Source organism: Pseudorhodobacter antarcticus, from assembly GCF_900110135.1.
GTDB lineage: Bacteria > Pseudomonadota > Alphaproteobacteria > Rhodobacterales > Rhodobacteraceae > Pseudorhodobacter > Pseudorhodobacter antarcticus.
In genome coordinates this window covers 138,325-149,858 of sequence record NZ_FOCO01000007.1, presented here as the reverse complement: position 1 = coordinate 149,858, position 11,534 = coordinate 138,325, and the positions used below count along the sequence as shown (strand labels likewise).

13 protein-coding genes are annotated in these 11,534 nt (G+C 58.9%); 6 read left to right on the top strand and 7 right to left on the bottom strand.

Translation table 11 applies throughout. The features are described 5' to 3' along the window. The 4 genes from BMY36_RS05445 to BMY36_RS20185 form a co-directional block, all read right to left on the bottom strand. Positions 1-263, bottom strand: a 263-nt coding sequence (locus BMY36_RS05445; RefSeq protein ID WP_175469252.1) for a transposase, incomplete at its 3' end; no start/stop codon positions are given. Positions 264-302: 39 nt separating this feature from the next. Beyond that, positions 303-764: a hypothetical protein gene (locus BMY36_RS05440; RefSeq protein ID WP_139193939.1), complete on the bottom strand. Its 462-nt coding sequence runs from the start codon at positions 762-764 to the stop codon at positions 303-305. Between the two features lie 270 nt (positions 765-1,034). Then, on the bottom strand, positions 1,035-1,322 hold the full coding sequence (locus tag BMY36_RS20940) for a tyrosine-type recombinase/integrase (RefSeq protein ID WP_197086040.1): 288 nt from the start codon (positions 1,320-1,322) through the stop codon (positions 1,035-1,037). Between the two features lie 51 nt (positions 1,323-1,373). After that, a complete protein-coding gene (locus BMY36_RS20185; RefSeq protein WP_197086039.1) occupies positions 1,374-1,982 on the bottom strand; it encodes a hypothetical protein in 609 nt (202 codons plus the stop codon). A 240-nt stretch (positions 1,983-2,222) separates the two neighbouring features. Between BMY36_RS20185 and dusA the strand changes: the two genes are divergently transcribed. Together dusA and BMY36_RS05425 are read left to right on the top strand one after the other, a co-directional pair. Further along, on the top strand, positions 2,223-3,236 hold the full coding sequence (gene dusA, locus BMY36_RS05430; RefSeq protein ID WP_050519119.1) for a tRNA dihydrouridine(20/20a) synthase DusA: 1,014 nt from the start codon (positions 2,223-2,225) through the stop codon (positions 3,234-3,236). A 129-nt stretch (positions 3,237-3,365) separates the two neighbouring features. Next, the gene (locus BMY36_RS05425) at positions 3,366-4,187 is read left to right on the top strand and encodes a sulfite exporter TauE/SafE family protein (RefSeq protein WP_050519118.1); all 822 of its coding nucleotides are present in this window, start codon (positions 3,366-3,368) and stop codon (positions 4,185-4,187) included. Here BMY36_RS05425 and BMY36_RS05420 read toward each other — a convergent pair whose 3' ends face one another. From BMY36_RS05420 to ccmI, 3 genes are read right to left on the bottom strand one after another with little or no spacing between them, the layout of a single operon-like run. Beyond that, the gene (locus BMY36_RS05420) at positions 4,188-4,412 is read right to left on the bottom strand and encodes a DUF1289 domain-containing protein (RefSeq protein WP_050519117.1); all 225 of its coding nucleotides are present in this window, start codon (positions 4,410-4,412) and stop codon (positions 4,188-4,190) included. Continuing rightward, positions 4,405-4,875: a Holliday junction resolvase RuvX gene (gene ruvX / locus BMY36_RS05415; protein ID WP_050519134.1), complete on the bottom strand. Its 471-nt coding sequence runs from the start codon at positions 4,873-4,875 to the stop codon at positions 4,405-4,407. The genes BMY36_RS05420 and ruvX overlap by 8 nt, the downstream gene beginning before the upstream one ends. 14 nt (positions 4,876-4,889) lie before the next feature. Beyond that, positions 4,890-6,110, bottom strand: a complete 1,221-nt coding sequence (ccmI, locus tag BMY36_RS05410; protein WP_050519116.1) for a c-type cytochrome biogenesis protein CcmI — start codon at positions 6,108-6,110, stop codon at positions 4,890-4,892. Positions 6,111-6,321: 211 nt separating this feature from the next. Between ccmI and BMY36_RS05405 the strand changes: the two genes are divergently transcribed. From BMY36_RS05405 to BMY36_RS05390, 4 genes are all read left to right on the top strand, one after another. Continuing rightward, positions 6,322-7,569 carry a sarcosine oxidase subunit beta family protein gene (locus BMY36_RS05405; RefSeq protein WP_050519115.1) on the top strand — a complete coding sequence of 416 codons (1,248 nt, stop codon included), beginning with the start codon at positions 6,322-6,324 and terminating at the stop codon, positions 7,567-7,569. A 118-nt stretch (positions 7,570-7,687) separates the two neighbouring features. Continuing rightward, positions 7,688-8,011: a sarcosine oxidase subunit delta gene (locus BMY36_RS05400; protein WP_050519114.1), complete on the top strand. Its 324-nt coding sequence runs from the start codon at positions 7,688-7,690 to the stop codon at positions 8,009-8,011. After that, positions 8,008-10,947 carry a sarcosine oxidase subunit alpha family protein gene (locus BMY36_RS05395; RefSeq protein WP_050519113.1) on the top strand — a complete coding sequence of 980 codons (2,940 nt, stop codon included), beginning with the start codon at positions 8,008-8,010 and terminating at the stop codon, positions 10,945-10,947. Before BMY36_RS05400 ends, BMY36_RS05395 begins: the two co-directional genes overlap by 4 nt. Next, on the top strand, positions 10,940-11,485 hold the full coding sequence (locus BMY36_RS05390; protein ID WP_050519112.1) for a sarcosine oxidase subunit gamma: 546 nt from the start codon (positions 10,940-10,942) through the stop codon (positions 11,483-11,485). Before BMY36_RS05395 ends, BMY36_RS05390 begins: the two co-directional genes overlap by 8 nt. The last annotated feature ends 49 nt before the right edge of the window (positions 11,486-11,534 follow it).

The following is an 11,534-nucleotide window of genomic DNA, read 5'->3' as shown; positions in this document are numbered from 1 at the left end:
CAATCCAAGTCGATCAGGTGCAGGAGGCTCTCGACAAACCCCGTCGTCTGCCGCAGCGCCATGCCGAACAGTACTTTCATCGTCAGACATGTCTGGATCGCAGCGTCACTGTAGTCGGGCTGTCGGCCACGTTTTCCGGTCGGCGCAGCCTCCCAGGTCATGGTGGGATCGAACCAAATCGTCAGCGAGCCACGACGCTTGAGCGCTTCGTTATAGGCGGACCAGTTCCTGGTCTTGTAGGCGAGGGGTGTCGGTTTACTCATACCACACAGCTACCATGCTGGATTCACAAGATGAATCCCTCATGAGATTTGTGCAACAGAGCCCGCCGCAATACCAAAACGAGGTGGACCGGTAGATGTGCCCCAAGATTGTTGCTTAGCAGATTGCTTGACCTCGACTCGCAGCCCATCTTCCCGTTCGAGGTCCCAAGCTGCCCAGTCACTGCCGGTGTGCTTCCAGCCGCTCCCCAAGATTTCGCAAACCATCGCCTCAACCCAAAGACCTCTTAGGTTATTTTGCATTTGCGGGACATCGAACATGTCCCGAATTCTGGCGTAGATCTCTCTATTCATGGTTTCAGGATGGACTGTAGTTTCGAAGCCGACAACCGTATACATCCGATTTGGTTGATCGGCAGGTTTAGGCGTGCTGCATTGCAGCAGTTGGAACTGACTCAATGTCAGCACTGGGCCGTTTGCGATCATGATCCAGCAGAGCTGTGATTTTGTCCACATCAACGGCACATCAACCCGCGAATGCACGTTTCGCGCTTTGTTTGCAGCCGAATGCGGGCACATGTCGGCGAATGCGGGGTCGAAAAATTGGTGAAACCAAAGGCTTAGTGGCTAAGAGGCTGATTTTCCTAAATAACTGAAATTGTTGTATTATAGGCTCGTAACCTGAATGTTGTAGACTTTAAAAGTCAACTCGTTTTTGTTGACAAGCTCTGAAAATGTGCGCTTGTTCGGTTCAGGTCAAATCCCCCTCCCGCAACCAACACTAATTTAGCCGCCACGTAGCGGTAAAGCCATCTAGTGTTTCTCCAAACACTCCCATCCAGCCCAGTCATCATACTTGTCGCCCGTTTTCCGAAGATGGGTGTATCGCTGCAAGGATTGCCAGCTACGATGTCCCGAAACAGCAGCGGCCTGCGGGATTGTTTTCCCCATCTCGAACAGCCTTGACACTGCCTCATGGCGAAGATCGTGAAAGTGCAGATCATCGATATCGAGGAACTTGCAGGCGAAGGTAAACCTGCGGCTGACAGTGTCTGAGTTGTAGGGAAATATTTTGCCCTTACGGTGAGGTTGCAGCCGCATTGCGCGCAGGGCTTCCGGGGGTGTTTCGCATCTGACATCGTTGCCTTTCTTCTACCCTCGATGCTTCATATCGCGCACTAGCTGGGTCATGTCGGCCTCGTGGAAATCTTCCCAAGTGAGCCGCGTGATTTCCTCTTGGCGACGTGATGAAAACAAAGGATCGGTCATTACGATATGCATGGGCAGACTGCGCTTGTCTCGGGTGTGGGTCTCAATGAAATGCGCCAAGAGGCGGTCAATCTCGTCAAGGCTCGGGCGCCGGGTGCGGGACTTAGATTTTCCTGCAAGCTTAAGGTGGCGCGCAGCAGTGATCCCGTCCAGTGCCACATCGCGGTTCATGTCGTAATCCCATGCTGTTCGCGCGATCGACAGAACGGCGCTGAGATGGCTTAGATAGTTCTGAGCGGTCGACGGGGATCTACCCTTTGACAGGGTCCGGGCGAAGTCGGTGATGTCACGGGGCCGAAGTTCATCACATGGGATATCGCTGATGGCAACCTCCTCGCGGATTTTACGCAGCACTTGGGCTTTGGTGCGACCGATGTCGCCACCAGTGGATTTGAGATAGTCATCGATGACATTGCCAACCGAGCCTGTCTTCCGTCGTGCAGCGTCGAGGCCGCCAGGAGCTTCAAGCTCTTTGCCGCGGCGGGTCGCCACGCCTTCGCTGTGGTCAGTCGATCAAAGCTCGACGCAATTGATGGACGATCCGGCCCTTCGACTTTATAAGGATCTGTGCGCGATAGCTGACCGTGCCATCTTTGCGTTTTCGTTCGAGGATTGAGCACATTTCAGTAGTCCTCGACAAGATTTTAGTAGTCCTGAGGACTACCGGTAGGGATGTACCCGTGCAAATATGCCAAAATGGCACCAAATGTGACCAAGTGAGATCTTCTATATATGACTGATTTATCGATAAAAAAAGGGGTTTACGGCGCACATCGCCTGAGTGTTGCGCCGATGATGGATTGGACGGACCGGCATTGTCGCCATTTTCACCGCCTGATGACGGGGCGGGCGATGCTTTACACGGAAATGGTCACGGCGGCGGCGGTAATTCACGGGCCGCGCGATAGGTTGCTGGCATATGGGCAGGCCGAACATCCCATCGCCTTGCAGCTTGGCGGGTCGGAGCCAGCGGACTTGGCGCAAGCGGTGCAGCTGGCGCAGCCGTTTGGGTATGATGAGGTGAACCTGAACGTGGGCTGTCCATCGGACCGGGTGCAATCGGGGTGTTTTGGTGCGGTGTTGATGGAACGGCCCGGTTTGGTCGCGCAATGTGTGGCGGCGATGCAGGCGGAAACGGACGCGCCTGTGACGGTGAAATGTCGGATTGGGGTGGATGACCAAGACCCTGAGATCGTGTTGCCGGAATTTATTGAAACGGTGGCGGGGGCAGGGGTGACGCATTTCATCATCCATGCCCGCAAAGCGTGGCTGAAGGGGCTGTCGCCCAAGGAAAACCGCGAAATTCCGCCTTTGGATTACGATTTGGTGCTGCGGATGAAGCGGCAATTTCCGCAACTGACCATTTGCATCAATGGGGGGGTTGCAGCGCTGGACCACGCGCGCGATTTGCTGGATCAAGGCGTGGACGGGGTGATGATTGGGCGCGCAGCCTATCATGATCCGGCTGCGGTGTTGATGGGCGCTGACGCGCTGTGGGGGGACGAGGTGGGGCGCGATGCGTTTGATGTGGTGGCCAATATGCGCCCCTATATCGCGGACCATCTGGCGGCGGGCGGGCGGTTGCACCAGATCACGCGGCACATGCTGGGGCTGTTTCATGCGCGGCCCGGCGCGCGGGCGTGGCGGCGGGTATTGTCCACTGGGGCCAGCTGCGATGGGGCGGGGCTGGAGGTGGTGGAGGAGGCGTTGGCGCAAGTGCGTGCCCCTGACGCGGACGGGTTGTAGCGTGCGGGGCTTGCGCGTGGGCGGGGGCCTTGCGCGTGCGGGGGCCTTGCGCGTGCGGGGGGGCTGTGCCAAGCCATATCTTACTTTTCGCAGACCACACACCAACAGACCAACCGAAAGGCTGCCCGCATGACATATGATATGGCCACACTCTTGCCCATGATCGCGATATTGATGGCGATTGGGGCCTTTGCGGGGGTGATTGCGGGGTTGCTGGGGGTGGGGGGTGGCATCGTTTTGGTGCCGGCGTTTTTCTATGTGTTCAGCCATTTGGGGTTTTACAGCGACCAGTTGATGCAAGTGTGCCTTGCGACATCGCTGGCCACGATCATTGTCACCTCGGCGCGGTCGGTCATGGCGCATAACAAAAAAGGCGCTGTGGAGTGGGACATTTTGCGCAGTTGGTGGCCCTATATTGGGGCGGGCGCGGTGGTGGGGATGCTGGTGGCATCGTCGCTGCGGTCCACCACGTTGCAGATCATCTTTGGCGTTTTGGCGCTGGGTGCGGGGCTGTACATGGCGTTTGGCAAGTCGCATTGGCGGTTGGGCCAAGTGATGCCTTTGGGCCCAAAACGGGCGGGTATTGGCGCGTGTGTTGGGTTTTTCTCGGTCCTTATGGGGATAGGCGGCGGGTCGTTCGGCGTCCCGGTGATGAGCCTTTATAACATCGCCATTCACCGTGCGGTGGCGACGGCTGCGGGGTTTGGCATGATCATTGCGGTGCCATCGGTGATCGGGTTTTTGTTTGTGACCATCGACACTGCGCCGCCCTACACTTTGGGCGCGGTCAACTTGCCAGCGTTTTTCATTGTGATCGCGATGACGCTGCTGACCGCCCCTTTGGGGGTCAAGCTGGCGCACCGCATGGACCCGGCCCCGTTGAAACGCATTTTTGCGCTGTTTATCACGCTGGTCGCGCTGAACATGCTGCGCAAGGTGATTTTTGGCTGATTAGGGTTTGCGGCCCATGCGGCCGCCGCGCCGTTTGGTCAAGGTTTTGGCGCGTGTGGGCAGTTCGGCCATCACCGCGCGCCGCGTCTCAATCGACATGCGCGACCATGCGCCGATTTCGTCGATGGACCGGAAACAGCCCACGCACAGCCTTGCCTCGGGGTGAATAACGCAAAGTTTCACGCAGGGGCTTTCGACTTCGTCTCGCTTCCAGATGTCATCCACCGTTGGCCCCCCGTTTGATATGCGCCAATCGGTCCAGCGCACCTTGTAAGATATAGCTGGCGGCAACGTGGTCAATCACCTCGGACCGACGTTTCCGAGACGTATCCGCCTCAATCAACGCGCGGGTCGCAGCGACCGTGGACAGACGTTCATCCCAATAGGCCAGCGGCAGCGGCGACAGGCGCGACAAGTTGCGGGCAAAGGCGCGGGTGGCTTGAGCGCGCGGCCCTTCGGACCCGTCCATATTGCGAGGCAGACCAAGGACCATGCCCACCACCTCGCGGTCTGCCAGCAGTTTTAGCAGCGCGGCGGCATCCACGGTGAATTTGACGCGGCGGATGGTCAGCACCGGGGTTGCCACGCCGCGCAAACGATCTGAAATCGCCACGCCGATGGTTTTTTCGCCAAAATCAAGACCCGCCAGCGCGCCCATCGGGGGCAGCAGGGGCGCTAGTCCCTCCATCACCTCATGCTGGCTCACCGGGTTAGGCCTGCGTTGACGGCTTCTTGGTTGATGAATCCCAATTCGGCGGTGCGGCCTGCGAAATTGCGTAACGCCTCGCCCCAGATGGCGCGGGCGCGTTCGGTTTCGCCAAGATTGGACAGGGCGGCGATCAAGCGCGCCCATTCTTGGGCGGTGCCCCCTTCGGTTGCCAAGCGGTCGTTCAACCCTTCGACCATCGTGCGGATCATGGCTTGGCGGTCCTCGGGCGACATCTCCTCGGCGGCGGCGACGGCTGCGGCATCGGGGCCCACGAACGCTTCGGGCAAGGCGTAGCGCACGCCTGCCAACTCGGCCAGACTTTCAATCCGGCCCCGCACCTCTGTGCGCCACGGGCTGTCATTGGGCGCGGTGTCCATCACCTCTTTCCAATAGCGAAAAGCAAGGTCATAACGGCCGACCTGCATCTGCGAGATGCCTGTGAAAAACAGCGCGGTATCGTTTTTGGGCGCACGCGTCAGCACTTTTTGCAGCAAAACATCGGCCTCGGGTGACACTTGGCCATCGGCGGCTTGGATCATCAAGGTCGCTTGGGTCAGCAAATCGCCTTCGGTCACCACCGCGCCCTTCAACGCGATCACGCGGGCTTGGGCGGTGTAGGCGGCGGTCAGATTGCCCAAATTCGCCTCATTGCGGGCCAAAAGCTGTTGGCCTTGCAAATCGTCGGGGCGGCCCGTCACGGCGGCGCGCAGCTGTTTGACCAAGGCGGTAAATTCGGGGTCGGGCGTTTGCAACGGGGGGCGGGGGGGCAAGGCCGCTTCCATGGCGGATTGGGAGGCGCGATCAGCGCGGCGTTCTTCGGCCAGCACAATGCGGGCGGCCAGTGGAAGGTCGGTGTAACCGGGTTGGCCCAGATACGCGTAGCCGCCAAACCCCGCCGCCACCAACAGCGCAAGCCCCGCCATAACAATGACTGAGGCAGGCCCGCCCTGCGCCATGTCGGTTGTGGCATCCATCCGGTCAGCGGTCAGTAACCGCCGCCCCACCTCGGACCTCAAGCGCACCACCTCATCCCCCGCGATGATACCGCGCGCCAGATCGCGTTCGATTTCGGCCAATTGGTCGCGGTACACTTGGCGGTCAAAATGTGCGGCTTGCAAATCAATCGCGCCGGTTTTGCGCAAGGCCCGGATCAAGGTCATCGCCACGATCAAAGCAATCGCGCCTGCTGCCACCCAAAAGATAATATTCGCCATGTGCCGCCCGCCTCTTATATCCACTTGGGTGTCATGTAATGCCTCTGGGCGGCTGGCAAAAGGCTTAATCGGTGCGTGGGTCGTGACCTGAGGCCGCAGGGGGTTGGGGGGAATGTCGCAAATATCCCCATTGTGCCGCTGGTGGTTGCGGATATATCTGCTGTCCATACCAGAACGAACCCAAGAAACCCGATCACAGGGAGTGTAGCGCATGAGACGGTATTCAGTTTTCGCAATCGCACGCGAGGCGCTGCGCTATCACTCGGGTTGGGACAGGGCGTGGCGATCCCCCACCCCCAAGGCGTCTTATGATGCGATCATCATCGGGGCGGGTGGGCATGGGCTGGCCACCGCGTATTATCTGGGCAAAAATTACGGCATCACCAATGTCGCGGTGATCGAAAAAGGCTGGCTGGGCGGCGGTAACACCGGGCGCAACACTACGATCATTCGATCCAACTATCTGCAAGACCCATCAGCTGCGATTTATGAAAAAGCCCGCTCGCTGTATGAAACGATGAGCCAGGATTTGAATTACAACATCATGTTCAGCCCGCGTGGCGTGATCATGCTGGCCCAAACCCATCATGAGGTGCGCGGCTATCTGCGCACGGCACATGCCAACGCGCTGCAAGGGGTGGAAACGCAATATATCAACGCCGCCCGCGTCAAGGAATTGGTGCCGATCATCAATATTGATGGCCCACGCTATCCGGTTCTGGGCGGGTTGTACCAGCCCCGCGGCGGCACCGCGCGCCATGATGCGGTGGCCTGGGGCTATGCCCGCGCCTGTTCGGACATGGGGATGGACATCATCCAGCAGTGCGAAGTGACGGGCGTGCGATCTGAGGGCGGCCGCGTTGTGGGGGTGGACACCACCAAAGGCTATATCGGGACCAAGAAGCTGGGCATCGTGGTGGCGGGCCATTCGGGACAAGTCGCGGATATGGCCGGGTTTCGCCTGCCGGTAGAGGCGGTGGCGTTGCAAGCGTTGGTGTCAGAGCCGATCAAGCCTTGCATGGATGTGGTCGTGATGGCCAACACCGTGCACGGCTATATGTCGCAATCGGACAAGGGTGAAATGGTGATCGGTGGCGGCACGGATGGGTTCAACAACTACACCCAGCGCGGCAGCTTTCACCATATTGAGGAGACGCTGCGGGCATTGGTCGAAACCTTCCCGATGATTTCGCGGCTGAAAATGCTGCGCCAATGGGGCGGGATTGTGGATATGACAGGCGACCGCTCGCCGTTGATCTCCAAAACCCCCCTTGGCAATTGCTTTATCAACTGCGGCTGGGGCACGGGCGGGTTCAAGGCAATCCCCGGTTCCGGCTGGGCCATGGCGGAATTGATGGCCAAAGGCGAGCCGGGGCCACTGGCGGCGGCGTTTTCCATCGACCGATTTAAGGAAGGTCGGTTTATTGATGAGAGCGTTGCGGCGGGGGTGGCGCATTGATGCTTCTTCATCTGGTCATAAATATCCCGAGGGCGCGTTCGTTCGTTCGCCATTGGTTCAAGAACAATGGACATGCGGGGCAGCGCCCCCGGCGGTTGAACACACACGAGGCCACATCATGCTAACCCTTCAATGCCCCTATTGCGGCGTGCAAGCCGATGAGACGGAACTCGCCCCAGGATACGAAGCGCACCTGAAACGCTATGGCCCCGGTTCATCACCCGAGGAATTCGAATCCTACATGTTCGCCCGCAAAAACCCCAAAGGCGTGCATTTTGAACGCTGGCGCCATGCCTATGGCTGCGGCAAATGGTTCCTCGCCGCGCGCGACACCAACACGCTGGAGGTGTTTGGCACCTATCCCGCCCAATCATCGGCACCGCCCGCCGATCTGGTCGCCAAAATCAAACTGAAACGCCCGGAATGGGAGGGTTACAAATGAGCACCCGTCTGCAATCTGGGGGTCGCTTGATCGACCGTTCCACCCGCGCGGAATTCATGTTTAACGGCAAGCGTTTGTCGGGGCACAGCGGCGATACGCTGGCATCGGCCCTTTTGGCAAATGACCAAATGCTGGTGGGCCGGTCGTTCAAATACCACCGCCCGCGCGGGATTGTGGCCGCGGGACCGGAGGAGCCGAACGCGCTGCTGCATATGGGACAAGGCGACCGGTTTGAACCGAACCAGCGCGCCACGACGACGGAGCTGTTTGCGGGCCTCATCTCCTCCAGCCAGAACCATTGGCCCAGCTTGGAATATGATGTGGGCGTGGTGAACAACTACATTTCGCGGTTTTTGCCTGCGGGGTTTTATTACAAAACCTTCATCCATCCCCGCGCCGCTTGGTTGCATTTCTTTGAACCGATCATCCGCAAATCGGCGGGCCTTGGCCGTGCGCCGACGGAAATGGATGCCGATCGGTATGAACATATCTATGGCTTTTGCGATGTTTTGATCATTGGTGGCGGTATTGCGGGGCTGCAAGCGGCTTTGACAGCGGGCCAATCGGGGCAGCGCGTGATTCTGTTGGAACAGACCCCGCATTGGGGTGGCCGCGCGGTGGTCGACGGGGATGAGGTTGAGGGTGAAAGTGCTGAAGATTGGGTGAAATCCGCCCTTGATGCGCTGAAAACCATGAAGAACGTCACCTTGCGCAACCGCTGCATGGGGGCCGGGGTTTATGATCACGGCTATGTTTTGGCGAATGAACGGGTGGCCGATCACACGCCGGGCGATGGGCGACCAAAGCAGCGGCTGTGGCGTATTCGGGCTGGGCATATCATTACGGCAACAGGGGCGATTGAACGGCCTTTGTCCTTTGCGGGCAATGACATACCGGGCGTTATGCTGGCGGCATCGGTGCGCGATTATGTGGTGAATTACGCGGTTTCCCCCGGTGATCGCACGGTTGTTGTCACCAATAATGATGATGCGTATCGCACGGCGATTGCGCTGGTGCAGGCGGGCCTGTCTGTGCCCGTGATCCTTGATGCACGGCCCGATGTAACGGGCGATTTGCCCGCCCGCGCCCGTGCGCTTGGCATCCGGGTGGAGGCGGGGCGCGCCATTGCCTCCGTCAAAGGGGGCAAGCGCGTGACCGGGGTACAGGTCTGTCTGCAAGCCGGCGAAGGGGCCGTGATGGAGGAGATTGCTTGTGACGCGGTCGCCATGTCGGGCGGTTGGTCGCCTGTGGTGCATCTGTGGTCCCATTGCGGCGGCAAGCTGACATGGTCGGACCATCTGTCGGCCTTTGTGCCAGATGCGGCGCGCCCCCCTTTGAACCATGACGGGTCTGCGATGGTCACTGTGGTTGGGGCCGCCAATGGCATCTACCGCGCGGCCGATATTATTGCGGGGACTGCGGGCGATGGCCCCAAAGTGCCGCCGATCTGGGTGATGCCGCAAGGCGCGCCAATCCAGTTACGCAGCAAAATGTGGTTGGATTATCAGAATGACGTGAAGGTATCAGACGTTCAACTCGCGGCGCAAGAAGGCTACGAATCTGTTGAACACACCAAACGGTATACCACGTTGGGTATGGCAACCGATCAGGGCAAGTTGAGCAATATCAACGGTCTTGGCGTATTGTCGCAAGCGTTGGGCGCGGAAATTCCGCAAGTTGGTACAACCACCTTCCGCCCGCCCTATACGCCCGTGACCATCGGCGCGCTGGCGGGGGAGGCGCGCGGCGATATTTTCCAACCGCTGCGTCGCACGCCAATGCATGATTGGCACGACAAAAACGGCGCGTATTGGGAACCTGTGGGCCATTGGCGCCGCGCCTATTGCTACACCCGCAATGGTGAAACCCACGAGCAAGCGGTGCAACGCGAAGTGAACAACACCCGCGAAAACCTTGGGTTGCTGGACGCCTCGACCCTTGGCAAGATCATTGTCAAAGGGCCGGATGCCGGGCGGTTTTTGGATCTGCTTTACACAGGCGTGATGTCCACGCTGCCCATCGGCAAATGCCGTTACGGCTTGATGTGCAACGAGCAGGGATTTTTGTCCGACGATGGCGTGGTCGCGCGGATTGATGCGGATACATGGCTGTGCCACACCACATCGGGCGGCGCAGACCGCATCCACGGCTGGATGGAAGATTGGCTGCAATGCGAGTGGTGGGATTGGAAGGTTTACACCGCCAATGTTACCGAACAATACGCCCAAGTGGCGGTTGTTGGCCCCAACGCACGCAAATTGCTGGAAAAAATCGGCGGGATGGACGTGTCGAAAGACGCGCTGCCGTTCATGCAATGGGCCGATGGCACGTTGGGCGGCTTCCCGGTGCGCGTGTACCGCATCAGCTTTTCGGGTGAACTTTCCTATGAAATTGCCATTCCGGCCAGCCAAGGTGCTGCGTTCTGGGCGATGCTGAACACAGCCGGGGCCGAATTTGGCGCGATGCCTTATGGCACAGAATGTCTGCATGTTTTGCGTGCCGAAAAAGGGTTCATCATGATCGGCGATGAAACTGACGGCACGGTGACGCCGTTGGATTTGGGCCTGTCTTGGGCCGTGTCCAAAAAGAAAGAAGATTTTCTGGGCAAGCGCGGCATGGAACGGACCTATTTGGCCAACCCTGACCGTTGGCAATTGGTTGGGTTGGAAACTTTGGATGGATCGGTCATCCCGGATGGGGCCTATGCCGTGGCTGATGGGCGCAATGACAATGGCCAGCGTAACACCGAAGGTCGTGTAACATCAACCTATTACAGCCCGACCTTAAAGCGTGGGATTGCGATGGGATTGATCAAACACGGGCCACAACGCATGGGCCAAACCGTGACGTTCCACAAAATTGATGGCAGCACCGTTGCCGCCAAAATCGTCGACCAAGTGTTTTTCGACAAAGCAGGGGAGAAGGGCAATGCATGATCCCATCAGCGCGTTGAACGGGCAAAGCTTTGACGGCTTTGCCAAAATTACCGAAATTGGCCCCTTGGGCATGATCAGCCTGCGCTGCGATTTGGGCGAAAAACCTTTGGCGGCGGTGTTGAAAAAAATGGGCCTGTCGGTGCCCGCGCCGCGCCGCATCGTGCAGGCGGGCGCGCTGTCAGTGGGCTGGATGTCGCATGATGAACTGTTGGTCATTGTACCCTATGCAGATGTGCAATCCACATTAGAAACTTTGCGCAATGCATTGGCAAAGATGCATTTTTTGGCAGTTGATGTGTCCGATGCCCGCGCGGCTTTTCGGGTTGAAGGCGACAAGGCCGATCAAATCCTTGCCAAACTTTGCCCGGTGGATTTGGCCGCCCTCGCCCCCGGCGAATTGCGCCGCACCCGTGCTGCCCAAGTGGCGGCGGCGTTTTGGGCGGATGGGGATGGCTTCACCCTTGTAAGCTTTCGGTCGGTTGCGGGCTATGTGATGGGGCTTTTGACCCATTCCGCGCAGCCGGGGTCCGAGATTTAGGGCGCGACAGCCCAAATCTGCCGCCCAGCCCTTGACCTTTGGAACCCGA

Excerpts from the sequence above, each read along its gene's own strand:
- ccmI (WP_050519116.1), bottom strand. The coding sequence starts at position 6,110 with ATGGCGAATATTATCTTTTGGGTGGCAGCAGGCGCGATTGCTTTGATC.
- BMY36_RS05405 (WP_050519115.1), top strand. The coding sequence starts at position 6,322 with ATGAGACGGTATTCAGTTTTCGCAATCGCACGCGAGGCGCTGCGCTAT.
- BMY36_RS05395 (WP_050519113.1), top strand. The coding sequence starts at position 8,008 with ATGAGCACCCGTCTGCAATCTGGGGGTCGCTTGATCGACCGTTCCACC.
- BMY36_RS20940 (WP_197086040.1), bottom strand. The coding sequence starts at position 1,322 with ATGCGGCTGCAACCTCACCGTAAGGGCAAAATATTTCCCTACAACTCA.
- BMY36_RS05425 (WP_050519118.1), top strand. The coding sequence starts at position 3,366 with ATGACATATGATATGGCCACACTCTTGCCCATGATCGCGATATTGATG.
- dusA (WP_050519119.1), top strand. The coding sequence starts at position 2,223 with ATGACTGATTTATCGATAAAAAAAGGGGTTTACGGCGCACATCGCCTG.
- ruvX (WP_050519134.1), bottom strand. The coding sequence starts at position 4,875 with ATGGAGGGACTAGCGCCCCTGCTGCCCCCGATGGGCGCGCTGGCGGGT.
- BMY36_RS05390 (WP_050519112.1), top strand. The coding sequence starts at position 10,940 with ATGCATGATCCCATCAGCGCGTTGAACGGGCAAAGCTTTGACGGCTTT.
- BMY36_RS05400 (WP_050519114.1), top strand. The coding sequence starts at position 7,688 with ATGCTAACCCTTCAATGCCCCTATTGCGGCGTGCAAGCCGATGAGACG.